Consider the following 25123-nt stretch of genomic DNA (forward strand, 5'->3'; position numbering starts at 1 on the left):
CGTGCTCGTGAGGCACTGCGACTTAGCGGCCTGCCGCACTCCGCTCTCACCTCAACGATAGACCTGCCTAAGACACAAGCGGCTTCAGCCGCGACCCGCCTCACCGACAATGCCCAGCGCGCCTGACGAAAGCGCGCCATCCTGCATCGCCTATACGACCTAAAAAATTTCCCAACTATTCCCGAAACCGCCGCAACCAAACAAACCCAGGCACCGCGATCCGCATCGTCGACGTCCCATCCCACGCCAACACAAACCCCGCATCCACCAACGCCGTAGCGACCTGCCGCCCGACCGCAAGATCCGCATCGGCCCCGCCCTGCAAATCCCCGAACGCAATAAACAACCCACCACCATCCACCGCGCACTCCACATCCTGCCCGTGGTAGAAACAATAGCCGTGGTAGTGGCCCTCCGGCGCCTGCGCCACCGCCTCGGTCACCTCGGTATGGCCATCGGACATCGTGTAGCCGGCATTCGCCAGCGCGCAGATGCCGACCTCATGCAACCGATAGAACACCGCATCCAGGCGATCGCAATCGGTCTGCGCCGGCCAGCCCTGCTCCGCCTGCTGCTTGGCCTGCCACTGGCTGGCGACCGCCGCGCGCAGCATCGGCTCGTCGCAATCGTCTTCCAGAATGTCGTCGAGCATCTCCTCGCGGATCTCGGCCTCCGAGTAGTAGCCGGACCAGACCCACTTCCGGATTGAATCGAGGACATACGCATCGGTCTCGTTCACGCTCGCTCCCTGTTGAGTGCCAGGCACTTGCCTGGCGCGCACGGTAGCAGGGCGACGTTTCGATCTTGGAAACGCCGAGTGAACCTCGGGATCGAGGCCGGCGCTATCGAAGCAAAAGCCGACCACCGACACCACGCCAGGCACCGCCTCACGCGACGCTGGTGTGGCCACGGCGGCGCACGCCACACGAACGTGCGCGCACCAATGCCGTCAGACCTTGGATCGCAGCGGATGCGAAGCGGCGCGCGTTGCCCGCGCCGTCTTCTTCCCCGCAGCCCGTGCCGATGGCCCAACCGCAGCCGGCACGCGGCTGATCAACAACACCCCACGCCCCACCGTGACCCGCAATGCATCGCCTACGGCAAAACCATACTGCTCCAACCAGCGACCGGACAGGCGCAGCTTGGGCACGGCACAGCCGACGACATCCTCGGCGCGGCGTACGTCGTAGTGCTGGTAGCTCATCGTGCAGCGCTCGGGCACACGGAAGCGCAGGCGCGACGCGGCGGGTGTGGCGAATGGGGAGGCATCGACGGTCGCCGGGTGCTCAGCGGCCAGCGTGTCGGCTGATCGAGCGCGGCGCTTGGTTGTACGCGACGCGGAAGCAGCCTTGGGGGGAGTGAAGGTGGTTCTGTTGAAACGGTGCATGTCGGACTCCTTGTGTGCTGAGGAATCCACCGACTCGCTGTCAATCGAGGTGGCGGACGGTGCGCGGTTGACAGACCGGCCACAAGGAACCGGCAGACCTTTCGGCCTCCGCACACCGCCCGCCAAAGGACGAGCACGCGACCCATCCCGAAAGCCGGACAAAAGAAAAGCGCCGACATCGAGCAATGGGCGCTGGTGCGCCTTGTGGTTTCAGGCTGTCAATCCCGGCTGCGGAATGTGCCGCAGCAATTCGATCATGCGACTTGGCATTCGCCCCTGTCAACAGGCATGCACCGTTTCAAAAATTTCGTCGGAAACAGAAGCCGTTGAGAAAACGAATCAGGTGTCTACCGGAGGTATGGGAAGACCGCTTGCGACCGTCTAATTATGCTGATAGCGTCACATTAATTACACCGGGGAAGAACACCGCGATTAGGCACAGGGATTACGCACCTGTTGCAGAGAAATCTGCTGGTGTGACAAGGCCGCTACGGCAATTTGGCCTAACGAGTGCGGGGATGGACACCTTTGTTACAACCCAGATTGTCGTCGAATAGTAGTTAGGCCTCACCTAGGAGTTCCCATGTCGCTGTCGGACAAGCTGTTAAACGAACTGAGAAGTTGGGCTATCGTCTCAGTCCCTACAGCGTTGAGTCACGGGTGCCGCTCAACCGATCATGGCATTGATGTCGCGTCAGGTTCTATTAGAGGTAACAAGTGGTTCTCTATCGATTCGGCCTATGCAGGGGAGTACGCATGGCACTACAGCAGGCCCGGGACTGGCGATCCACTACTGACTACGGTAGACGTGCGGAGTGACTTGCAGGCGGCTCAACGACCTAGTGGGATCTGTTTCCCAACTTTCCTTTCGGAATGCTTTCCTACGGTTCCAGCGGGCTACGAGCTAAGTAAGCACTTTCAGACTGTCTTGGCATCCCACTTAATTGAAGCTTTCGGTGGATCTGTTAGTGCTTACACGTTCTCAAATCACCGAGAAGTGCTTATTGCGAACTGCGAAAATTGGGTCAGCAATGTTACGTTCAAAGAGTTGCCGCCAGACAAGGAGTCGTACATGCAACAGCTCCGGTCTTCGCTGACATGAGGCCTAACAATTCATTCAAGCCGACGCCGCTTCACGACGCGGCTTAACTCAGGCGTTAGATCTCACCAACCTATGTCGATCACCGTAAAAACGCAAAAGATGCTTTGGGGTCGCGCCGCAAATCGTTGTGGGATTTGTCGCAATGAGCTTGTTATGGATGCGAGCGGGACGGACGACGAGTCTGTCGTTGGCGAAGCGTGCCACATAGTCGCTTCTAGCAATGATGGTCCACGCGGCGACTCGCCTCTCACACCCGAGCAGCGCGACAAGTACGCGAATCTAATTTTGCTCTGCAACATTCATCACAAACAGATTGATGACCAGCCTATTGAATTCTCTGTCGAAAAGCTGGCAGAAATCAAGAGAGCCCACGAGGAATGGGTTCGTACGCAGCTCGGATTCGATGCCGCAAAGCAGCGTGATGATGAGTTCTACGCAGATGTTGTGGACGGCTGGGTATCCCGTATAGATCTCGACAACTGGTTAAACCGGGCATCTTCGATACTCTGCAATGGTCAGCCATCCATAGATCGAGAGCTTTTCCAGGCCCTTGAAGACATTCGGGCTTGGCTGCTATCTAGGCATTGGCCCGGCAGATACGCAGATGTTGAAGATGCATTCCTAAACTTTAGGGTCGTGACCCAAGACTTCTGCACAACGTTCAATGAGCATGCCGTCCCTAGATGGGAAACATCGCTCCAAACGGAGAAGTTCTACAAGATTTCCGAGTGGAATCCCGAGAGATACAAGCAACTTGGGATTGAATTCGACTACCACGTAGCGCTCGTGTGCGACCTAATCCTGGAATTAACACGCTCCATCAACTATGTGATTTCAATGGTCCGCGGCAGCCTTATGCCTAGCTTTAGATCAATTGAAGGCGCCACGTTGATTCAGAGTGGCCCGCTTATGGACTTCTCTTATAAGACATATCGTGTCGAGTATCGAGGCGAGGAGCGTACCGCACATCCATATCCGGGTCTGGCCCAATTTAAGATTGATCGCGTGGCGAGAGATATCCACTTCGGCAAAGAACCAGCAGAGGTCTAACAGTTCAAGCTGAACCCGCTTCGCGGGTCGGCTTAACTCAGGCGTTATGCCCCAAGGAAACATTCATGCAGCTCGTTGATGAAATCATCGATCTATTGAGTTCGGCCGATCCGAGTGTCGAAAATGCTCTATTTAAGGCACAAGTCCTAGCTCACCGAATGGGTGAGGCGGATCTTGCACTTTGGGTAGAGTCAGAGCTCAAAGGTTACGCCAAGGATGCCGAGCTACCGAGCTATCGGATCGTTCCGATCACAATTTTGGGGAATGCAAGCAACGGGGCATACCGTGTAAGCGAACAGCCGCTCCCTGTAATGCACTTAGACCCAGTTATTCGAGAGAAGCTCGATAAAAAACGACTGAATCAGAGTATTTCTGTCATCGAAGGATGGTGCAAGGAGGACAAGGACCTGTCCATTGTCATAGCTCCGGAGTTCTATCCCCTGCTAAATAAGGGGCTGGGCAATGGCTACCAAGTTGAGCGAGCATGGGGAAAGCCCTCTATGGGAGCCATGCTGCAGGTAGTCACTGAAGTGCGGTCTAGACTGCTTGAGTTCGCGTTGAAGCTATCCGATCGGCTTCCAGCAGAAGCCAGACGAGAGGACATGAAACAACTTGCTCAGGAAGCTCACGTAGGTGATCTATTCCGCAACTCCGTGTTTGGCGACAACACCACCATCGTTGTTGGCAGCGGAAGCATCCAGAACGTCACGAACTCCGTGGTAAAAAACGATATGGAGAGCTTGGTTCGCGTCTTGCGCGAGCACCAAGTGGCGGAGCCTGACATCCAAGCCCTTCAGGTCGCCATCAAAGAAGATGCCACCGGCGGCGATGCCTCCGAGAAGTCGCTTGGCCCCAAAGTAAGAGCCTGGATTGGTTCGATGGTCGCGAAGGCGGGCAGCGCAGGCTGGAAAGTAAGTATTAGCGCGGCCGGTGGGCTTCTAGCGAAAGCCATAGGCGCTTACTACGGCATTGGGGCATAACAATTCATTCAAGCCGACCCCGTTTCGCGGCGCGGCTTAATTCTGGTGTTGGGCGTCAGGGGAAACGAATGCGCACTGAGTTAAATCAGAAAGCTCTGGCCGGCGCATCAAGGAATGCCGAAAAAGCCTTGCATGCGTTCAGCGATCAGAAGTTCGCGCACGTTCCCGCGAACCAGAAAACCGCGTGGGCAATGGCCGCAGTCATTCACTGCGACTTCTGCCGCCTTGTAATTGCATATGAAGAATGCGAGCGAGAAGGCGTCGCTCGCCTGCTTTGGATAGCAGACATTTCATCCAAGCTGTTTGAAGCGAGAAACTGGTACAGCAAAACAGGGACAAAAGTCCTAAGAGAAATTGCCGCAAGCAAGCAATGTGACTTCTCGGCGGTAAACCGGGAAATCGAGCAGCTCAAAAGCACTCACCAGATCCATCGTGTCAACAAATACGAAGACTACCGAAACAAGCTTGGCTACCACTACGACGAGAACGCTATTGCCTACCTGCAAAAGTTCGGCGGTGAAGATGCCAATGAGTTTTTTGAAATTTTGGCCTCATTTGCCAAGTTTTCTGGCGAGTGGGCGAAACTCACAAAGAGCCTGATCAAAGCAAATGCATCTTAGTCGCTCACTGACGCCCAACCCATCGTTCCAGCGGGCCGCCTCCGGCGGCCGCTGAACTCAAACGTTAGTTTACTATGAAACATCCCCTTGCCGTCGTGATTGCCCTGATGCTGGTTCCGCCTTACGCTTTCGCCCAGAGTGGCTGGATTGACATGCAAGGCAAACCTGTTTCCGAATCTGACTCGACCAAGTCACGCGACGGATTCAGTGCCACTGTCGTAGTCACACCTGACAAGGATTGGAGAAATAAGTGGGATACGCCTCCTGAGACCATTCCGCACTTTTCGGAATCCAAAGAAGTTGGGCCTGGCGGTGAACTATTCATTCTTACGTTCTTGGCGAATCCAAAGATAGATCAAGCGTCCGCAATGACAGACGTGGCGTGTGACTTCATCGTTCTCCGTCCTGACGGATCAGACTCGACGAGAGAACTTGACATGCCGTGCTTCAAAGCACATCTGCCTGGTGACCCGAAAGGCGTCTACCTTTCGACCGCATCTTTAAAGTACATCGCGGAGCCTGCAGATCCCCCCGGCACTTGGACAGTGATCGTTGTCGTCAAAGACCGGTTGCGTAAAGTCGAGATACCGCTTCGCACTGATTTTGTCGTTCTGTCGTCTAGTAAACCGGGGTCAGAGTAAATACCCGCTCATAATAATCCCAACAACGGGGCCAGAGAAAATATCTAGCTCAAACGATATTTACCGGCCCCGTTGGTTGCTCCGTTATCGGCTATTCCACACGATTGAAACGGTTCGTCGTGATTTCAGGCTTGCCGTTGATGTTCAGCCAGACAACGGTTTCGAGCATCGTTTTGCCGTCCGCGGCGACAGTGTAGGTGCGTGTCGTGCGTGGCATTCCCTTCAGGTAGAACGCTGCGACCACGACGTTCGGCGTCGGCAGCGCCACAACGGTGGTATCGACCGTCGGATATCCCTCGCTTGGCGTAAAATGGGGTCAGAGTGTAATTTTGTCCAGGTCTTGCGCCCTAGAAGTGCACTCTGATTCCAGAAACGCTTGAGCAGATTGGCAAAGCACTACGAGCCCAATACTAGTCGCTCACAGGCCCAATAATTCATTCAAGCCGAGGTCGCTTTTCGGCGCAGCTGGACTCCAACATTAGCCGCCATGCAAACATCACACTTGGATCCTCTTAAAAAGCAGCTGCGTGCGTTGCATGTAGTGGCACCACCACCCCCTTGGAGCCGATTGGCCACCATTGCTGTCGGCGGCCTACTCTCAATCGGATTTGATCGCACTTCAGAGCTTCTGCTCGTCATTTCTGGTGCGGGGCGCGGAGTTATCGATTGCCGTACTGGCGGGAAGGTGGCGCGAGACTATGATGAGTACTTTGGGAATGAGCAGTTCTTGGAGGCTGATGGCATCGGCCCGCTCCATGGGAAAATTGTTCCCGTGTCCGGCTTCTTTGGCGGAGGGTTGCCTATCGCTACCGCCGATGGCTGGCACGTGGAGTTGGTGTCACTCGACTGGCCGCTCACAGACATCTTTCTGATTGACCCGTCCTCCTCCCTCTATGGCGCGCAATACGGCAGGCCCGCCATCTTCCACAAGATTGGCACGGAATTGGGGTTGCGGGCATGTGGCTTCTCCTACACAGGCAACAGCTTCGTCATCGCAACGTCCAGCGACATAACCGTCTTTTTACGCGATTGCTAACCGCAGTCAGAGTAGCTCCGATCTCTTTCATCGCTAGACCGCAACCTCCCTCACTCTTTCGTCGAATCCCCCACAGGCGCATGCACCGCCATCAGCCCCGCGATCCACTCGATGAACACGCGCAACTTGGCGCTGACATGCCGGTTTGGCGGAAACGCGACTTACAGCGGCATCGGCTCCAGCCGCCAGTCGGCGAACACCGCTAAAAATGGGGTCAGAGTGTAATTTTGTCCAGGTCTTGTCCCCCTAGAAGTGCACTCTGACCCCAGTTCTTGGTTCTTAGCCTTTGGAGCGGCTCGGACACCCATGCTCGTCGATTCCTTCTTCGATGGCACGACAGCGGCAGGCAGGCGACTTCACCACAGGATGGGATCATGAGACAGTCCTTCCGAGATCACGAGCTCGGCATACGGTTTTACCTCACATCTTAGGTTCGCGACCGAAATGCCCTTCACACCCATACATCTCGGTCCAGGACTGGCTTTCAAGGCCGCAGGAGGGCGCCATTTCAGCTTTATGGTGTTTGGCGGCTCGCAAGTCCTCATGGACATCGAGCCTCTGATTGGAATCCTGCAAAACAAGCCGATCCTCCATGGCGTTACACACACACTGTTCGGCGCCATGGTCATCGGCAGCCTGGCGGCGGCCACTGGCAAACCCGTCAGCTCAGCCGTGTTGAAACTTCTCAGGATTCCCCACCCGCCACTCACATGGACTGCCGCAGTGTCGGGCGCGTTCGCCGGGACTTACTCCCATATCGTGCTTGACGGCATCATGCATTCGGACATCATGCCTCTGTGGCCACTGGTGTCGGGCAACCCGTTATATCGCGTCGTTGACATCGATCAGCTTCATATCGTTTGCCTGCTCGCTGGCGTCATTGGCCTTGCGTGCCTCGGGCTGAAAGCGGCGTTCAAACGGCGGACCTGAGGCAGGCAAGCGTTGAGCCGCAGGAAGATCACAAAACGTGGCCAGAGGAAATATCCAACCTCAGGCGCACACTCTTCCTTCTTGCGTTCTCCAGCTTTTTAGCTCGACCGCAACCTTCTTCACCCTTCCGGCGGATGCCGCACAGGCGCATGCACCGCCATCAGCGCCGCGATCCATTCGATGAACACGCGCAGCTTGGCGCTGACATGGCGGTTGGGCGGGAACGCCACGTACAGCGGCATCGGCTCCAGCCGCCAGTCGGCGAACACCGGCACCAGTTCGCCACTGGCCACGTGCGGCCTGGACATGTAGTCCGGCAGCCACAGCACGCCCATGCCTGCCAATCCCGCGGCGAGATAGGCATTGCCGTCGTCCACCGCCAGCACGTGGCGGCCTTGCACGCTGAGCCGCTCGCCGTCGCGTTGCATGTCATAGGCGATGACCTTCCTGCCGCGACCGGAGCCGGTGAAGCCGACGATGCGGTGGTGCGTGTCCTCCAGTTCGCGCGGATGCGCCGGCATGCCGGCGCGATCCAGATAGGCGGGGGCGGCGAACACGCCGGCCTGCAGCTCGCCGATGCGCCGGGCGCTCAGCGATTGCTCGCTGGGAACGCCGCCGCGCACCACGCAGTCCACGTTCTCGCCGATCAGATCCACGCGGCGATCGCTGACCCCCAGATCGAGCTGGATCTCCGGATAGCGCGCGTGGAACGCGGGTAGCGCCGGCACCAGGATCAGGCGCGCCAGCGGGCTGGGCACATCCACTCGCAGCCGGCCGCGTGGCGCGGCGGCGGCGCCGGACAGGCTGGTTTCGGCGTCGTCCAGATCCGCCAACAGCTGGACCACACGCTCGTAGAACGCAACGCCATCGGGCGTGGCGTTGACCTTGCGCGTAGTGCGGTTGAGCAGCTTCACGCGCAGGCGCGCTTCCAGCTGCTGCACCGCTTGGGTGACGCTGGCCTTGCCGACGTGCAAGGTCTCCGCCGCCTTGGTGAAGCTGCCGGTTTCGACCACCCGCGCGAAGGCCAGCATCGCCTCGAACCGATCCATCCGTGCTCCAGTGTGGTTGGGATTGTTTGGATTCTACAAACAGTGATGCAGCGGTGCGCCGGTTTATCCGCCGGCATCCTGCGCGTACCTTCTGGCCATCGTCATGACTGGCCCGCGCGGGCCAAGGAAGAGAAGACAGATGGCCACAACACGCGACGTTGTTTTTCCGCAGGGGCGACAGGCTCTATACGAGCGCAATCGCTATTCGCCGGCAGTGCGCGCCAATGGTTTGCTGTTCGTGTCCGGACAGGTCGGCAGCCGCGAGGATGGTTCGCCCGAGCCGGATCTGGAAGCGCAGGTGCGGCGCGCGTTCGACAACCTCAACGCCATCCTCGCCGCGGCGGGTTGCACATTCGATGACGTGGTCGATGTCACCTTCTTCCTGGTGGATCCCGAAGCGACGTTCGACACGGTCTGGAAGGTTCTGCCCACGTATTGGGGCGAGGCGCCGTATCCGACCGTGACCGCCGTGGGCGTCACCTGGCTGTACGGGTTCCAGTTCGAGATCAAGGTGATCGCGACATTGCCCAAGGCGCAGTAGCGAGGCATCGCGATCGCGATGGTCCGTGACCGCGCGGCTTTGCGCCGAAGGCGCTGCAGCGCTGCCTGACCCTTGCCGTCATGCCAACGCGACTGCCGTGGCCGCGGCGAACATGCTCAACCTTCCGCCGGCCACTCGCGAAAGTTCACGCATACCGTGGTCTTGTCCAGCATCGCGAACTCGCGCGACCCCCAGGGCCTGGGCGCGACGGTGTTGCAATTCGGGTGTAACAGATGAGGCACGCGTGCGGACATTTCCGCGAAGATCGCATCGACATCGTCGGTGTCGATGCTGAGCTCCGGACGATCCTTCGCCGCCCACTCGGGATTCTCGACCAGATAGGCCTTGGCGCCGTCGCGGGCGACGACGGCCATCGTGGCGTCTTGGTACTGCACGGCAAAGCCCAGGCCATCGACGAAGAAGTCGAGCCCGTCCTGCAGCTTGTCGTAGAAGATCTTCGGGATGAGGTTCTTGAACATTGGGCTACCTGCGTTGATGGTGGTATTTCAGCAAGGCGAGCACTGCCGCTCTACATCGGCACGAGCGCTTGCCGCCTATCATCGGGAACGTCTTCGGCTAAAGCAGCATATGCGGTCCGGGATGCCTCGACCAAGCGTGTCCGCCCACGCGGACAGAGCCCGGTGCGCTGGCAGTGCTGCACCAGCGCTCGCAGCCGCTTCCGTGGGCCATTCCCGGCTATGCCGCAGGAGGCGACGCGAGCCGTTGCAGGTAAGCGCAGAACATATCCGCCATTGCGTCGGCATAGGCGCGGATCTGCGCGGCGCTACGCGGCGTTTCCGAGAACTCCTTGGCCCCCGCCCCGAGCGTCGTCTTGATCAGGTTGCCGGCCAGGGTGCGGGTCGCCGCGGGCGCATCGGGCAGGACCTCGCGCATGAAGCGTCGCAACGTCCGCTTTCCCGAGGCGCGCGCCTGCTGCGCCTCGGGCGCGTCGCGGTACAGCGGTGCGGCGCTGGCGAGCGCCGTGCGCATCTGCGCCTCCTCGCATTCCGAGCGCACGAAGGCATGCACCAGCAGGCGCAGCCGTTCCAGCGGCGGACGCTGCGCATCCTCGAGGATGCCGCGCAGCAGGTCGCTGGTCTGCCGCCATTCGTCGCTCTGCAGCCGGAACAGGATCGCCGCCTTGTTCGGGAAGTACTGGTACAGCGAGCCGATGCTCACCCCGGCCTTCTCGGCCACCCGCGCGGTGGTGAAGCGCTGCATCCCTTCCTTGGCCAAAACCTGAGCTGCCGCTTCCAGGATGATCGCCACGAGCAGGTTGGAACGCGCCTGTTGCGGCTGTTTTCTCGGGGAAATCCTGGTTTTTTGACGATCGCTCATGCGGCGGACCAATGCGAATAGCGAATGTGACGGATCAGTCGCATTCTATTCCGGTCCGATGACGGACGCACAAAAATGGCAACTATTGATGAGCACTCTGACCACTGCACCGCTCGCCCCCCTGCTCGACCGCCTGTTCGACGAGGCCGCTGCGACGACGGCGACGGCGATGTCCGCATTCGCCGAAATCCCGACCGAGGAGCGGGAGCGCCTGATGCGCAGCAAGACCGACTACGTGGAGTTCTACAGCCAGCTGAAGGACCTGCCGCTGGCCGTCTCGCGCGAGACCGGCGTGCTGCTGTACATGCTGGCGCGCAGCTGCCGCGCACGCACGATCGTCGAATTCGGCACCTCGTTCGGCATTTCCACCCTGCACCTGGCTGCGGCCCTGCGCGACAACGGCGGCGGACAACTGATCGGCAGCGAGTTCGAGCCGTCCAAGGTACTGCGCGCCCACGACAACCTGCGCGCCGGCGGACTTGCCGACCTGGTGGAGATCCGTGAGGGCGATGCCTTGCAGACGCTGCGCAGCGACCTGCCCGACAGCATCGACCTGCTGCTGCTCGACGGCGCCAAGGCCTTGTACCCGCAGGTGCTGGCGCTGCTGGAAACGCGTCTCAGGCCCGGCGCGCTGATCGTCGCCGACAATGCCGACTACAGCCCCGAGTATCTGGCGCAGGTGCGCTCGCCCGACGCGGGCTACCTGTCCATCCCGTTCGCCGAGGATGTGGAGTTGTCGATGCGCATCGGCTGATGGCGATGCGCCGTGCGTTGCGGAAACGTACCGCTGCAGGTTCGATCTTCATGGGAGACCGAACGACCCGGCGGCGGCGGCCGCGCGAGCGAACGCCTAGCCCGACAGGTTTGCCCAGGTCTTGATGCCCAGATAGGCAACGAAGAGCAGCACCACGATCACGACGATTACGCGCGACCTGCGTTGTGTTCGCCGATGTTGCCCGATGCGTGAGGCGAGCAACGGCGCACTCTTGGCCTGCGTCTCTTCGATGAGCGCATTGGAACGCGCCGACGCTTCCTCGAGCGTCAGCCTGCCTGCATCGATATCGTTCGCGATGGCATCCAGCTGGCGCATCAGATCCTGCTGCAGCCGGTCGTACTCGTCGTTGGTCCCGTCCGATCGTGCCATGGAATATGCGTCCTTGCGTTGAAATGGACCGGGGGGGACGCTGCGCCCGTTCGATGGCCCCGCCGTAGGATTCCCTGCAAGTCTACGGCACTGCAGACGCTGTCGCTGGACTCGGTGGGGAGCAACCACAACAACTACATGAGCGCGAGCGCTTGCTGCGCACCCGTCGCGCCAGCATCGCCTAGCGCGGCGTAGGCGATGCGCAACGCCTCGGCGAAACGCGCATCCCCCGACAGCGGCGCGAACACCGTGTCCAGCGCGAGGAACGCATCCACGTCATGGCGCGTTGCGCCAGTCGCGCTACGTCCGATCTCTGCCAGCACCTCGCTCATCGGATCCACCAGCGCCACACCATCGCGCGCCTGCCGCCGCACGAACTGCATCCACGCTGCGATCGGCAGGCACAGGCGGTCGATGCGGCGGCCGGCGGACAGGGCGTCGGCGATGGTGCCGAGCAGGCGCACCGGCAGTTTCTGCGAGCCGTCCCAGGCGATCTGCGCCAGGCGGTGGGCGATGGCAGGGTTGCGGAAGCGGGCGAGGATGGCGCCGGTGTAGTGCTGCGGGTCGAAGCCGGGCATTGGCTGTAGCGTCGGTGCGATGTCTTCGCGCATCAGGGTTTCGACGAAGGCAGCCAGTTGCGGGTGGCGCATGGCGTCGGCGACGGTGTCCAGGTCGAGCAGGGCGCCGAGGTAGGCCAGCGCGGAGTGCGGGCCGTTGAGCAGGCGCAGCTTGGCGCGATCGTAGCCGGCGATGTCGTCGCTGAGGGTGACGCCGGCGCGCTCGAAGGCGGGGCGGCCGTTGCAGAAGTTGTCTTCGATCACCCATTGGCTGTAGCGCTCGCGCTGGATCGGCCAGGCGTCCTGGCAGCCGAGTTGCGCGGCGACGCGCTCGCGCAGGGCGTCGTCGCTGGCCGGGGTGATGCTGTCGACCATCGAGCGCGGGAACGCGGCTTCTGTCTCGATCCAGGCGGCCAACGCGGGATCGATGGTATGCGCGAACTGCAGCACGGCGCGGCGCAGCTTGCCGCCGTTGTCGGGCAGGTTGTCGCAGCTGAGCACGGTGTACGGCGCCAGGCCCAGACGCAGGCGTGCGCGCAGCCCGGCGACGAGGTAACCGATGGCGCTGCGCGGGGCGTGCGGGGTGGCCAGGTCGTGGACGATGTCCGGATGCGCGAAGTCGAGCTGTTCGCCGGCCAGGCAGTAGCCTTTTTCGGTGACGGTGAGGGTGACCAGGCGCACCGCCGGATCCGCCAGGCGGGCGAGGACGGCGGGCTGTTCGTCCTGCGCGCACAGCACTTCGCGGATGGCGCCGATGATGCGCAGTTCGGGATGCTCGTCGAGCAGGGCGAGGGTGTAGAGGCCGTCCTGCGGGCGCAGTGCGTCGCGCACGTGGGGACTGTGCAGAGAGACGGCGCTGATCGCCCAGTCCGGTTCGTCTGCGAGCAGGTCGTCGAGGTAGACGGCCTGGTGGGCGCGGTGGAAGGCGCCGGCGCCGAGGTGGACGATGCCGATGCGCACGGCGCCCAGAGCGTAGGTTGGACGGGCGATGGATGGCGGCAGGTTGGGGAGCGTGGCGGCGGTTAGGCGTGGTTCGGTCACGGGCGATCCAGGAGGATTTTTCGGTCTGAGGCTTGGTCGATAGGGCTGTCGGGACTGAAGTCCCTCCCACAATAGAGCTGAGGCGAGCTGGGGTTTGGTCGGTAGAGCCGACGGGACTGAAGTCCCTCCCACAATGGAGCTAAGGCCAGCTGGGGCTTGGTCGGTAAGGCTGTCGGGACTGAAGTCCCTCCCACATGGAGCTGAGGCGCGCTGGTGGTTGGTCGGTAAGGCTGTCGCGGCTGAAGCCGCTCCTACAGGGGAGCTGAGGTGAGCTGGTGTTTGGTGGGTAAGGCGTCGGGACTGAAGTCCCTCCCACAGGGGAGCTGAGGTGGGCTGGGGGTTGGCCGGTGAGGCTGTCGCGGCTGAAGCCGCTCCTACAGGGGATCGCGTGGGTCTGGTGCGTGGTCGGTGACGTGCGTAGGGCTGAAAGCTCGAGGCTATCTGCAGCCACGCCTTCGGTGGTGCGAGCGGTGACGACTCGCACCACCGATCGCGATCACTGCCGCGGCGTTGCCTCCGCCGCGGGCGAAGGCTGCACGCTGAAGCGCTGGCGTACACGTACGTCGGCACTGGAGGCGCCGACCTGCAGTTCGTAGTTGCCCGGGTCCACCACGTAGGACTTGCGCGCTTCGTCGTAGATGCGCAGGTCGGTCTGCGGGGAGATGGCGAAACTCACTTCGCGGGTTTCGCCGGGCTGCAGGGCGATGCGCTGGAAGCCGCGCAGTTCCTTGCTCGCGCGCTCGCGCTGCGGCGACAGCGGCTGCAGGTACAGCTGCACCACTTCGTCACCCGCACGCTTGCCGGTGTTCTTCACCTTGAGCGTGGCGCGCAGCTGGCCGTCGGCGGCCAGCTTGGTGCGGTCCAGGCGCAGGTCGGAATAGGCGAACTGCGTGTACGCCAGGCCGTGCCCGAACGGGTACAGCGCGGTGCCGGCGAAGTAGCGGTAGGTGCGGCCGCGCATGGCGTAGTCGTCGAAGGCCGGCAGCTTTTCGTCCTCCTTGTAGAACGTCACCGGCAGGCGGCCGCCGGGGCTGGCGTCGCCGAACAGCACGTCGGCCACGGCGCTGCCGCCGCGCTGGCCGGGGTACCAGGCCAGCAGGATCGCCGGCACGTGCTGCTGCGCCCAATCGATGGCCAGCGCCGAGCCGGTGGTCAGCACCGCCACCACCGGTTTGCCGGTGCCGTGCAGCGCTTCGAGCAGCTCGCGCTGCGGCTTGGGCAGGCGCAGGTCGGTGCGGTCGCCGCCGGCGAAGCCGGGATAGTTGACCTTCATCTCCTCGCCTTCGACGTCGCCGGTCAGGCCGCCGACGAACACCACCACGTCGGCGCGGCGGGCCGCGTCCAGCGCGTCCTGCAGCGGCGGCTTGGCGCCGGGCTGGCGCCACGCCAGGCGCACGCCTGCATCGCGCTCGCCTTCGTAATACTCCAGGCGCAGGTCGTAGCTGCGGCCGGCCTCCAGGCGCACGTCGACGCCGTCGGCGTGCAGGCGGTCGCTGGCGCTCCAGCGGTCGATCAGGCGCTTGCCGTCCAGGTACAGGCGCACGCCGTCGTCGGCCGCGGTTTCCAGGTGGTAGGTGCCGGTGGCCGGCGGCACCAGCTTGCCGCTCCAGCGGATGCTGAAGTTGTCCGCCGGCACGGCCTGGTCCGGGCCGGCTTCGCCGCGCGCGAGCAGGTTGTCGGTGGGCGAGCCGCGGTCCCATTTGAAGCCGATCTGCGCATCGGTGCGCACCAGCGCCGGGGTGCCGGACAGGTCGCGGTTGCGGAAGTATTCGCCGCGCAGGCCGCGCTCGGGGGAGTCGGCGGACGGGCGCAGGTACTGCGGTTCGATCAGCGGCGTGGCGTTGGGGTCGTCGCGGCCTTCGACTAGGTCGGCGCCGCGTGCATAGAGCACCTCGGCGTCGGGCGCGGCCTCGCGGATGCCCTGCAGCACGGTGACCGGCGCGGCCGGCGTGCCGTAGTAGTTGCCGAGCAACGCCATGGTGTCGTCGGCGGTGGGGCCGACCACGGCGATGCGCTTGACCTTCGCACGCGACAACGGCAGCACGCCGTCGTTCTTCAGCAGCACCAGCGATTCGCGCGCGGTGCGCCGCGCCAGCGCGTCGTGTTCGGGCGACTGGTTCACCGAGGCGGGAATCTGCGCCCAGCGCAGCTGGCCCGGCGGATCGAACATGCCCAGGCGCATGCGCGCGTACATCAGCTTCTGCAACGCCTTGTCGACTTCGGCTTCGCTGATCAATCCCTTGCGCACCGCGGCCGGCAGCGTGGAATATTCCTCGCCGCATTCCAGCTCGGTGCCGTTCTTCACCGCCAGCGCGGCGGCTTCCTCGCGGGTGGCGACGATCTTGTGGTTCTTCCAGATGTCCACGATCGCCCAGCAGTCGGACACCACATAGCCATCGAAGCCCCACTGCTCGCGCAGCACGTCGCGCAGCAGGAACTTGCTGGCGCTGGCCGATTCGCCGAACACGCGGTTGTAGGCGCCCATCACCGAATCCACGCGGGCTTCCTTGACCAGCGCTTCGAACGCCGGCAGGTAGGTCTCGTGCAGGTCGCGCTGCGACGGGTGCGCGTCGAAGTGGTGGCGGTCGGCCTCCGGGCCGCTGTGCACGGCGAAGTGCTTGGCGGTGGCATCGAGCTTGCGGTAGGTCTCGCCCTGCGCGTTCTTCGGCGCATCCGCGCCGTCGCCCTGCAGGCCCTGCACGAAGGTCACGCCCATGCGCGCGGTGAGGAACGGGTCCTCGCCGTAGGTTTCCTGGCCGCGGCCCCAGCGCGGGTCGCGGAAGATGTTGATGTTCGGCGACCAGAACGTCAGGCCCTGGTAGCGGCCGTGCTGGTCTTGGCGCAGGGCCTGGTGGTGCTTGGCGCGTGCTTCGTCGCTGATCGCGGTGGAGACCTCGCGCATCAGCGGCACATCGAAGGTGGCCGCCATGCCGATCGCCTGCGGGAACACGGTGGCGCCGCCGGCGCGGGCCACGCCGTGCAGCGCCTCGTTCCACCAGTCGTAGGCCGGCACGCCCAGGCGCGGGATCGCCGGCGCGGCGTTCTGCATCTGCGCGGCCTTTTCCTCCAGCGTCATCCGCGCGACGAGGTCGGCGGCGCGCTGTTCGAAACTGCGCTGGGTGTCCAGGTACGGCGGCGGTGCGGATGCCTTGGCGGGCGCCGCGCCGGCGACGCCGGGAACCAGGGCCAGCAACAGGGTCGTCGCCAGGGTGGTGCGGGCCGCAGCGCGGCGACGGTCGGTGCCGTTGTGCATGGTCATTGCTCCTTGGATCGATCCGGTTCGCGGCGGGCGTACGGCCCCAGGGTGACGCCGGTGAAGCCGCCGGCCACGGCGGTGCTGAGCATCGCCGCGTCGTCGTCGCGGCGCAGCCAACGCCAGTCCTGGCCATCGGCGGCGTAGGCGAAGGCATAGCGGCCGCCGTCGCCGGCGATCTTCAGGCGCAGCGCGCCCTTGGCATCGACCGCGCTGCGCGCGACGGTGGTGGTGCGCTTGCCGTCGCGCTTGTCGAGGAACACTTCGGCGCGCGCGCCGCGGCGGCGCACGCCGAGCACGTACCAGGCATCGGCGTTCTGGAATGCGGCCAGGCCCGCGACCACGCCCGGCTGCGCCGGTATCTGTACGGCGGTGCTGGCGTCGAAGCGCATGTGCTGCTGCCGGTAGGCCAGGAACGCAGGATTGCCGCTGCCGTCCAGGCCTTGCGTATCGGGCTGCAGGGTCAGCCAGCCGGGACGCGCGCGCAGGTCCAGCCACTCGCGCTTGGGCGTGCGCAGCAGCAGCCAGCGGCGGTCGCGTTGCGGCGCATCGAAGCCGTCGCGCCAGGTGAAGTTGCCGCTCAATGGTGCGACGTCGGCATCGGCGCGCAGTCCGGCCGGGCCCGGCGCGGCGTAGGGAATCGGCTGCCCCGCGGGCAGGATCGACGGCCAACCGTCATTCCACGTGACCGGCAGCAGGAAGGTCTCGCGGCCGGTGTTGTAGCGCTCGCCCGCATACGGGCGACTGGCCAGGAACAGCGCCCACCAGTTGCCATCGGGGCCTTCGACCAGATCGGCATGGCCGGCGTTGCTGATCGGGTTGGCGCGCTCGGCGGGCAGGTCGCGCTGGGTCAGGATCGGATTGTGCGGCGCCGGCACGTACGGACCCCATGGCGTGCGGCTGCGCAGCGCCACCTGCGAGTGCTGCGGACCGGTGCCGCCTTCGGCGCAGGACAGCACGTACCAGCCATCGCGCTTGTATAGGTGTGGGCCTTCGATCCAGATCGGCTTGCTGGCCAGGTCGGTGCCGCCGTTGACCAGCACCTTGCGCGGACCGACTGGTTGCATCCGCGCCAGGTCGATGCGCTGCATCCAGATCGCGCGGTGGCCTTCGTACAGCGGCGTGCCTTCCGGCGGACCGTTGTTGAGCAGGTAGGCGGTGCCGTCGTCGTCGAAGAACAGCGACGGGTCGATGCCGTCGATGTCCGGCAACCAGTGCAGCGCCGACCACGGCCCGGCCGGATCGTCGGCGGTGGCGACGAAATTGCCGCCGCTGTCCACCGCGGTGCCGACCACGTAGAAGCGGCCCTGGTGGTGCGCGATGCTGGCGGCGAACATGCCGCGCGACACGCGCAGGCCCTCGTAATCCAGCTGCTCGGCGCGCTCGACCACGTTGCCGACCTGCCGCCAGTGCACCAGGTCGCGGCTCTCGAACACCGGGATCGCCGGGAAATAGGCGAAGGTGGAATTGACCAGGTAGTAGCGATCACCCGCGCGGACGACGCTGGGGTCGGGATAGAAGCCGGCCAGCACCGGATTGCGGTAGTGGCCAGGCGGCAGCGGTTCAGCGAACACGGCATCGTCGCCGCGGTATTCGAACCAATCGAATTCGGCAATGCTGGCGGCCTGCCCGCGCTGCGCCGATGCAGTCTGCATCGCCACGACACACAGCAGCGCCAAAACCAGTGCGCGTCCCCAGCGCATGCGCATCACCAGTCCCACATCGCGCCGTCTTCCAGCCGCGCGACCGGCAGCTGCTTGGGCGCGTACGGGTAGCGCTTGGCCAGGGCCTCGTCGATGTCCACGCCATGCCCGGGCGTCTCGCCGCAATGCAGGCGGCCGGCATGGAACGTGTAGTCGTGCGGGAACACCGCGTTGGCCTCGTCGGAGTGGAACATGTATTCCTGGATGCCGAAGTTCGGCACCCAGGTATCGAAGTGCAGCGCCGCGCCCATGCACACCGGCGACAGGTCGGTGGCGCCGTGGAAGCCGGTGCGTACCTGGTGCAGCGCGGCGAAGTCGGCCAGGCGGCGCACGTGGGTGATGCCGCCGGCGTGCACGATGGTGGTGCGGATGTAGTCGATCTGCTGCTGCTCGATCAAATGCTTGCAGTCCCAGATCGAATTGAACACCTCGCCCACCGCCAGCGGCGTCACAGAATGCTGGCGGATGGTCTCGAACGCGCGCTGGTTTTCCGCGGGCGTTGCGTCTTCCAGCCAGAACAGCCGGTACGGTTCCAGGTCGCGCGCCAGCCGCGCCGCCTCGATCGGGGTCAGGCGATGATGCGCGTCGTGCAGCAGTTCGATCTCCTCGCCATGGTCGGCGCGCAGCCGCTCGAACAGCTTGGGCACCACGCTGAGATAGCGCGGCGTGGACCACACGGTCTCGGTCGGCAGTTCGCTCTCGGCCGGCTCGTAGGGCTTTCCGCCGCTGGAGATGCCGTAGGTCTTCTTGATCCCGGGCACGCCGCACTGCGCGCGGATGGCGATGAAGCCGAGTTCGCGGAAACGGGCGACTTCCTCGCTGGTCTCGGCGATGTCGCGGCCGTTGGCGTGGCCGTAGACCAGCGCGCCTTCGCGCGAACGCCCGCCCAGCAGCTGGTACAGCGGCATGCCGGCCATCTTGCCGAGGATGTCCCACAGCGCCACGTCCACCGCGGCGATCGCGGTCATCGTCACCGGTCCGCGCCGCCAGTACGCGCCGCGGTAGAAGAACTGCCAGATGTCCTCGATGCGGCCGGCGTCGCGGCCGATCAGGTTCGGCACCACGTGATCCTGCAGGTAGGACGCCACCGCCAGTTCGCGGCCATTGAGGGTGGCGTCGCCCAGGCCGTACACGCCGGAGCGGGTGACGATCTTGAGGGTGACGAAATTGCGCCCCGGGCAGGTGACGATGACCCGCGCCTCGACGATCTCGCGATCGCGGGCCGAGCCTTGGGCGGAAGAAGCGCTGTCGGAAGTCTGGGTCATCGCGGGTCGCTCAGGGAGAAGAAGCCGCGGCCGCACGGGCCGCGGTCGGGAGGGACAGTTCGAACGGACCGGCCGGCAATCCGGCGCGATCGAACAGCGTGCACACCGGGCTGTCGGCCCAGCAGTAGCGCACGCGGGTGGGCGCGGTGCCGGCGGGTGCCGGCAGGCGCACGCTGCGGCCTTGCAGTTCGGCCTGCGCGTAACGGCAGCTGCCGGGCGCCGCGCCGCACAGTTCGAAACCGATCGGTGCGGCGGCGCTGTAGGCCTGCAAGGCGCCATCGACATCGTCGAAATCGACCACCAGCGCCGCGCCCTCGCGGCGCAGCGCATGCGGCACCGGCCCGGACGGCGCCAACGCCTCGCCATAGACCACGTGCCGCGCCGCGCGCGCCAGGCGGCGGCCGAGTTCCTGCTTGTTGGCCGGATGGATGTCGTAGCGGTCGCCGATGTCGATGGCCACCGCCAGGCCGGCATGCGGGTCGGCGGCGACGAAGCGCCGTTGCGCCTCGCGCAGCTGCGCCCAGCCGCTGTCGCCGGGCTGGGTGGGTGGCGCACCGTAGTTGGCCAGCTGCACCAGCAGCAGCGGCAACTGCGCGCCGAAGCGCTGCCGCCAGTCGCGCTGCCAGGCGTCGAGCAGCGCCGGATAGCCCGCCGCGTCGCCGGTATTGGATTCGCCCTGGTACCACAGCACGCCGCGCAGGCCGACCCGGCCCAGCGGCGCGATCATGCCGTTGTACAGCGTGGTCAGGCCCGCGGCCGAGGACCACGGCGCGCGCGGCGGCGTGCCCAGCTGCGGCGACACGCTGCGGTACTGCCACCCGGCCAACGCCACCCGGCTGCCGTCGCCCAGTTGCAACTGCTGCGCCTGCGCACCGCCCAGCAGGCCGCCGCGGCGGTAGCTGTTGTACACGTTGACCACGATGGTGTTCTTGCCCGCGCGCAGCACGCCGCGCGGCAGGCGGTAGCTGCGCGGCTGGTCGGCGCCGTAGCTGCTGCCCACCGCCTGGCCGTTGACCCAGGTCTGGTCGAGTTCGTCCACAGGCCCCAGCGCCAGCGTCGCCTGCTGTTTCGCCTGCTGTTTCGCCTGCTCGGCGCTCAGCGTGAGCGTGCTGCGGTACCAGACCATGCCGTTGAAATTGACCAGCTGCGGCACGCCCCAGTCGTCCCAGGCGTCCAGCGCCGGGACGTCACGCCAGTCGCCACCGGCGTCGTCCGGCTGCCACGGCGCACCGCTGCCGTGCGCGCGCCACCACGCTTCCCACAGCCTGCCCCAACGCGGCGCCGCCTGCTGCGGATCGGTGGCGTAGCGCGCCAGCACGTCCAGCGCCGGTGCGTTGCCATCGACCTTGCGCAGCGCCGCATCGCCGATCCACGCCTGCATCTGCGAACCGCCCCAGGAGGCGTTGATCAGTCCCATCGGCACGTCCACGCTCTTGCGCAGTTCGCGGGCGAAGTAATAGCAGGCCGCGGAGAACGCGCCGACCGTCTCCGGCGTGGTGGGTTGCCACGCGGCCGCGCCGCCGAACTGCGCCTGCGGCGTCGGGCTGGACTGCGCCGGCACCTTGAACATGCGGATCGCCGGCTGCTGCGCATCGGCGATCTCGCTGCGCGTATCCAGCGAACGTTGCACCGACAGTTCCATGTTCGACTGGCCCGAGCACAGCCACACGTCGCCGAGCAGCACGTCGTCGGCGCGCTGCGTGCGGCCGCGCGCGGTGCTGGCCTGCAAGGTGTACGGCCCACCAGCCGGCAGCGCCGCCAGCTGCGCCTGCCAGCGGCCCTGGCGGTCGGCACGCGCCTGCACCCGCTGCTGCGCCAGCTGCACGGTCACCGTCTCGCCGGCCGCGGCCTGCCCCCACACGCGGATCGGCGCATCGCGCTGCAGCACCGCGTGGTCCTGGAACAGCGGATGCAACAACGGCGCCTCGCCGGCATGCGCGAACGCGGGCAGGCACAGCGCCGCCAGCAACAGGCGGCGCGCGCGCGCGGCAAGCGAACGGTGCGATGTCATTTCGGATTCCCCGGTGCATACGGAAAACGCAATGCCTGGTAGTACGGCAACGGATGCGCCGGTGGCGCGGTGCCGGGCGGCAGCGCGCGCCCGGACACTTCTTGCCAATAGGCGATGCTGGCATCGCGCCACCATTGCGCCTCCTGCTGCTGGATCGCCAGGAAATCGGCGACCTGGCGATAGCGCTGCGCATCCACGTACGGCGCCAACCCTGCCCAGGTCGCGCGCATTCGCGCCACCTCGGCCACACCATGGTCGTAGCGGCCGAGCAGTTCGTCCCACAGCGGCCGGCCCGAGGCCATGCGGTGGTCCCACGGCACGTGGTGGAACCACAGCAGATAGGCCTCCGGCACCGTGCGCACATCGCCGAAGCGGCGCGCCAGCGGCGGCGCGTACTGCGCCACCGCGTTGCTGCCGGTCGCGCTGCGGTCGAAGCCGATGCCGTCGCGGTCGGCACGGTGGTAGTACACCGGATCCCAGTCCGGCCGCGCGCTGCCCGTATCCCAAGGCGCCGGGCCGTAGTGGTGGCCGCGGCCCATCAGGTGATGCAGGCCGAGCGGGGTCATGTAGTCGACCGCCGCCTGGTGCGAAGCCATCATCATCCCGACCACCGGTGCGACCAGCGCCGGGTCGTTGCCGAACGTCATCCGCACCCAGTCCTCGGCGATCGCCTGCGCGTCGCCCTGCGGATCCCACGCCAGCCGCCCGAACGCGTACCAGTTGGCCTGGTCGAAGATCGAGCCGGACCAGGTGCGGTCGGCGCCGATGTTGGCGACCCCGGCAATGCCGCTGAGCGCGTGCTTGTCCACCGCACCCTCCACCACCCGCGCCACCGTCGCGCGCTTGCCGCGCTGCGTATCCGCTTGCAGGGTTTCCTGGTACAGCGTGCCCAGGTAGACCAGGTGCGTGGCGAAGCCCAGGTACTCCTTGGTGATCTGGAATTCCAGCATCAGCGGCGTCTTCGGCATCGCCCCGAACAGCGGATGGAACGGCTCGCGCGGCTGGAAGTCGATGGCGCCGTTCTTGACCTGCACCACCACGTTGTCGCGGAACTTGCCGTCCAGCGGCACGAACTCGCTGTAGGCCTGCTTGGCGCGGTCGTCCGGCTGCTCGTGCGAGTAGACGAAGGCCCGCCACATCACCACCCCGCGGTGCGGCGCCAGCGCATCGGCCAGCATATTGGCGCCGTCGGCGTGGCTGCGTCCGTAGTCCTGCGGACCGGGCTGGCCTTCGGAATTGGCCTTGACCAGGAAGCCACCGAAATCGGGAATGCGCGCGTAGATCTCGTCGACCTTGGCCCGCCACCAGCGCCGCACCGCCGGGTCCAGCGGATCGGCGGTGGCCAGTCCGCCGATCTCGATCGGGGCGCTGAAGCGCGCGCTCAGATACACGCGGATGCCGTACGGACGCAGCGCCGCAGCCAGCGCCGCGGTCTTGTCCAGGTACGCCGGGGTCAGGCTCCAGGCGTTGGCGTTGACGTTGTTCAGCACCGCGCCGTTGATGCCGATCGAGGCGTTGGCGCGCGCGTAGTCGGTGTAGCGCGGATCCACGTAGCCGGGCAGCTTCTGCCAGTCCCACAGCGAGGCGCCTGCGTAGCCGCGTTCGACCACGCCGTCCAGGTTGTCCCAGTGGTCGAGCACGCGCAGCTTCACCCGCGGCGCATCGCGCAACGCGAGCGCCGCCGGCGCCTGCCCGGTCTGCAGCAGGCGCAGGAAGCGGAAGGCCGCATACAGCGCGCCGCGCTCGCCGCCGCCGACGATCGCGGTCGCGGGGCGGCCGTCCACCACCACGCTGCGGATCAGGTAGCCCTCCTCGCCCAGGCCGCGCGTGTCCAGCCGAAGCCGCGCGATCGCCGGCGTGGCCGGGGTGCCAAGCACGATCGCACCGGCGCGGTCAGCGCTGGCGGCAAGCGGCGGTTCTGCGCCGAGCAGGCCGCCCAGGCCGCGGCGCAGCTCATCGCGCGCGGCCACCTGCAGCGGCGTGTCGGCGCCGGCCACCAGTTGCGTCGCCGCCGCGCGCCACGGCGCGGCCTGCACCTCGGGCAGCGGCTGGTAGCGCAGCCACAGGTCGTAGCCATCCTCGGCCTGCGCCGCGGCGGCCGGCAACAGCAGCGTCAGCCACAGGACGGCGCAGCGCAGCCATCCGCCGCGCGCGGGGTGCTGCGGCGGTTGCGCGCGCTGCGGCGTGACGATGGCGCTCATGCGTGCGCCCCGCTGCACGGCGCCGGCGTCCGCCGGCGGTCGCCGCCCACCCGGCTTCCCGGTACCATGCAGGCCTCACTCGCATCGGGATCCACACCGTGCCGCGGCGCCGCCGCACACGGGGCTTGCGCAGGACGTCCCCGGTCGAGATCCACGCCCGCAAGCCAGCGAAGAGGCACATCTTGGAGAAGGTCAGGAAATCGGTTCGTCGCAAGAGCCTTGCCGTGACCATCGACGAGGTGGCCGCGCTCGCCAAGGTCTCGCCGATGACCGTGTCGCGGGTGATCAACGGCCAGGGCAACGTGCGCGACACCACTCGCGAGCAGGTCATGCGCGCAGTCGACACGCTCGGCTACACGCCGAACCTGGCGGCCAGCGCCCTGGCCGCCGCGCAGAGCACGCGGGTCGCGCTGATCTACAGCAATCCCAGCGGCGCCTACCTGGGCGAGCTGCTGGTCGGCGTGCTGCGCGCCGCCTCGCGCACTTCGATCCAGGTGGTGGTGGACTACTGGGACGACCTCGGCGCCGAAGTCGAACGCAAGGCCGCGCGCAAGCTGGCCAAGAGCGGCGTGGCCGGGGTGATCCTGCCGCCGCCGCTGTGCGAATCGGAGGCCGCGATCCACGAACTGGTGCGTGCCAAGGTGCCGGTGGTGGCTATCGCCTCCGACCGTTTCAGCGACCGGGTGGCCTGCGTGCGCGTGGACGAGTTCAACGCCAGCAAGGACATCACCGCCTACCTGATCGCGCAGGGCCATACCCGCATCGGCTACATCGCCGGCCGCTCCAACCTGTCGGCCAGCGCGCGCCGTTTCGAAGGTTTCCAGGCCGCTCTGGCCGAAGCCGGCCTGCGCCTGGACCGGCACCTGCTGCAGCCGGGCGACTACACCTACCGCTCCGGCCTGGACGCCGCCGAGAAGCTGCTGTCGCGGCGCCAGCGGCCCAGCGCGATCATCGCCAGCAACGACGACATGGCCGCCGCGGCGATCTCGGTCGCGCACCGGCGCGGCCTGGACGTGCCGCGCGACCTGTCGGTGGTCGGCTTCGACGACACCTCGGCCGCGACCGCGGTGTGGCCGGAACTGACCACCATCCGCCAGCCGATCGCGGCGATGGCCGACGCAGCGATCGACATCCTGCTGCGCAGCATCCGCAGCAAGGAACACACGGCTCGGGCAAGGATCGATCATGTGCTCGCTCATCAGCTGGTCAAGCGCGATTCGGTCGCCGCACCGGCCACCGCGCGCACCGAGCGGCGCTGACGCGGCGGCGGTCGG

At 65.3% G+C, this 25123-nt stretch carries 22 protein-coding genes; 9 read left to right on the forward strand and 13 right to left on the reverse strand.

Annotated features, from left to right (window positions below; genetic code table 11):
- Positions 1-175: 175 nt before the first annotated feature.
- Positions 176-739, reverse strand: coding sequence for a hypothetical protein (locus tag J2Y70_RS21250; RefSeq protein ID WP_309922236.1), 564 nt, complete (start codon positions 737-739; stop codon positions 176-178).
- A gap of 210 nt (positions 740-949) precedes the next feature.
- Complete coding sequence (locus J2Y70_RS21255) at positions 950-1387, reverse strand: SymE family type I addiction module toxin (protein WP_309922239.1); 438 nt, start codon at positions 1385-1387, stop codon at positions 950-952.
- 1255 nt (positions 1388-2642) lie between these two features.
- Here J2Y70_RS21255 and J2Y70_RS21260 point away from each other — a divergent pair.
- The 4 genes from J2Y70_RS21260 to J2Y70_RS21275 all read left to right on the forward strand — a co-directional run bounded on the left by J2Y70_RS21260 (position 2643) and on the right by J2Y70_RS21275 (position 5780).
- Positions 2643-3539, forward strand: coding sequence for an HNH endonuclease (locus tag J2Y70_RS21260; protein WP_309922242.1), 897 nt, complete (start codon positions 2643-2645; stop codon positions 3537-3539).
- A 65-nt stretch (positions 3540-3604) separates the two neighbouring features.
- Complete coding sequence (locus J2Y70_RS21265; protein WP_309922244.1) at positions 3605-4519, forward strand: hypothetical protein; 915 nt, start codon at positions 3605-3607, stop codon at positions 4517-4519.
- Between the two features lie 68 nt (positions 4520-4587).
- A complete protein-coding gene (locus tag J2Y70_RS21270) occupies positions 4588-5139 on the forward strand; it encodes a hypothetical protein (protein ID WP_309922247.1) in 552 nt (183 codons plus the stop codon).
- A gap of 74 nt (positions 5140-5213) precedes the next feature.
- Entirely contained in the window at positions 5214-5780 is a 567-nt protein-coding gene (locus J2Y70_RS21275; protein ID WP_309922249.1) for a hypothetical protein, read from the forward strand.
- Between the two features lie 91 nt (positions 5781-5871).
- On the opposite strand, the gene J2Y70_RS21280 is transcribed toward J2Y70_RS21275, so the two are convergent.
- Positions 5872-6048 (reverse strand): hypothetical protein, encoded by a 177-nt coding sequence (locus tag J2Y70_RS21280; RefSeq protein ID WP_309922252.1) that lies wholly within the window; start codon positions 6046-6048, stop codon positions 5872-5874.
- A 300-nt stretch (positions 6049-6348) separates the two neighbouring features.
- On the opposite strand from J2Y70_RS21280, the gene J2Y70_RS21285 reads away from it, so the two are divergent.
- Both J2Y70_RS21285 and J2Y70_RS21290 read left to right on the forward strand, forming a co-directional pair.
- Positions 6349-6816: a hypothetical protein gene (locus J2Y70_RS21285; protein ID WP_309922255.1), complete on the forward strand. Its 468-nt coding sequence runs from the start codon at positions 6349-6351 to the stop codon at positions 6814-6816.
- A gap of 444 nt (positions 6817-7260) precedes the next feature.
- Positions 7261-7746, forward strand: coding sequence for a metal-dependent hydrolase (locus tag J2Y70_RS21290; RefSeq protein ID WP_309922258.1), 486 nt, complete (start codon positions 7261-7263; stop codon positions 7744-7746).
- Between the two features lie 119 nt (positions 7747-7865).
- Here the strand turns inward: J2Y70_RS21290 and J2Y70_RS21295 are convergent, their stop codons facing one another.
- On the reverse strand, positions 7866-8795 hold the full coding sequence (locus J2Y70_RS21295) for a LysR family transcriptional regulator (protein ID WP_309922260.1): 930 nt from the start codon (positions 8793-8795) through the stop codon (positions 7866-7868).
- A 139-nt stretch (positions 8796-8934) separates the two neighbouring features.
- On the opposite strand from J2Y70_RS21295, the gene J2Y70_RS21300 reads away from it, so the two are divergent.
- Positions 8935-9336, forward strand: coding sequence for a RidA family protein (locus J2Y70_RS21300; RefSeq protein ID WP_309922263.1), 402 nt, complete (start codon positions 8935-8937; stop codon positions 9334-9336).
- A gap of 116 nt (positions 9337-9452) precedes the next feature.
- On the opposite strand, the gene J2Y70_RS21305 is transcribed toward J2Y70_RS21300, so the two are convergent.
- Both J2Y70_RS21305 and J2Y70_RS21310 read right to left on the reverse strand, forming a co-directional pair.
- Positions 9453-9815 carry a hypothetical protein gene (locus tag J2Y70_RS21305; RefSeq protein ID WP_309922266.1) on the reverse strand — a complete coding sequence of 121 codons (363 nt, stop codon included), beginning with the start codon at positions 9813-9815 and terminating at the stop codon, positions 9453-9455.
- 217 nt (positions 9816-10032) lie between these two features.
- Entirely contained in the window at positions 10033-10605 is a 573-nt protein-coding gene (locus J2Y70_RS21310; protein WP_309922269.1) for a TetR family transcriptional regulator, read from the reverse strand.
- A 157-nt stretch (positions 10606-10762) separates the two neighbouring features.
- Here J2Y70_RS21310 and J2Y70_RS21315 point away from each other — a divergent pair, with 157 nt between their 5' ends.
- Positions 10763-11428, forward strand: coding sequence for a class I SAM-dependent methyltransferase (locus tag J2Y70_RS21315; protein ID WP_309922272.1), 666 nt, complete (start codon positions 10763-10765; stop codon positions 11426-11428).
- A 96-nt stretch (positions 11429-11524) separates the two neighbouring features.
- Here J2Y70_RS21315 and J2Y70_RS21320 read toward each other — a convergent pair whose 3' ends face one another.
- From J2Y70_RS21320 to J2Y70_RS21350, 7 genes are all read right to left on the reverse strand, one after another.
- A complete protein-coding gene (locus tag J2Y70_RS21320) occupies positions 11525-11818 on the reverse strand; it encodes a hypothetical protein (RefSeq protein WP_309922274.1) in 294 nt (97 codons plus the stop codon).
- 134 nt (positions 11819-11952) lie between these two features.
- Positions 11953-13416: a mannitol dehydrogenase family protein gene (locus J2Y70_RS21325; RefSeq protein ID WP_309922277.1), complete on the reverse strand. Its 1464-nt coding sequence runs from the start codon at positions 13414-13416 to the stop codon at positions 11953-11955.
- 496 nt (positions 13417-13912) lie between these two features.
- A complete protein-coding gene (locus J2Y70_RS21330; RefSeq protein ID WP_309922280.1) occupies positions 13913-16669 on the reverse strand; it encodes a glycoside hydrolase family 3 C-terminal domain-containing protein in 2757 nt (918 codons plus the stop codon).
- Between the two features lie 2 nt (positions 16670-16671).
- Complete coding sequence (locus J2Y70_RS21335; protein WP_309922283.1) at positions 16672-18324, reverse strand: glycoside hydrolase family 43 protein; 1653 nt, start codon at positions 18322-18324, stop codon at positions 16672-16674.
- Between the two features lie 53 nt (positions 18325-18377).
- A complete protein-coding gene (manD, locus tag J2Y70_RS21340; RefSeq protein WP_309922286.1) occupies positions 18378-19637 on the reverse strand; it encodes a D-mannonate dehydratase ManD in 1260 nt (419 codons plus the stop codon).
- A gap of 10 nt (positions 19638-19647) precedes the next feature.
- A complete protein-coding gene (locus tag J2Y70_RS21345; RefSeq protein WP_309922288.1) occupies positions 19648-21648 on the reverse strand; it encodes a sialate O-acetylesterase in 2001 nt (666 codons plus the stop codon).
- On the reverse strand, positions 21645-23849 hold the full coding sequence (locus J2Y70_RS21350; protein WP_309922291.1) for an alpha-glucuronidase family glycosyl hydrolase: 2205 nt from the start codon (positions 23847-23849) through the stop codon (positions 21645-21647). Before J2Y70_RS21350 ends, J2Y70_RS21345 begins: the two co-directional genes overlap by 4 nt.
- 182 nt (positions 23850-24031) lie before the next feature.
- On the opposite strand from J2Y70_RS21350, the gene J2Y70_RS21355 reads away from it, so the two are divergent.
- Entirely contained in the window at positions 24032-25108 is a 1077-nt protein-coding gene (locus J2Y70_RS21355; RefSeq protein ID WP_309922293.1) for a LacI family DNA-binding transcriptional regulator, read from the forward strand.
- Positions 25109-25123 lie beyond the last annotated feature (15 nt).

The sequence above is a fragment of the Xanthomonas sp. 1678 genome (assembly GCF_031455575.1).
Lineage (GTDB): Bacteria > Pseudomonadota > Gammaproteobacteria > Xanthomonadales > Xanthomonadaceae > Xanthomonas_A.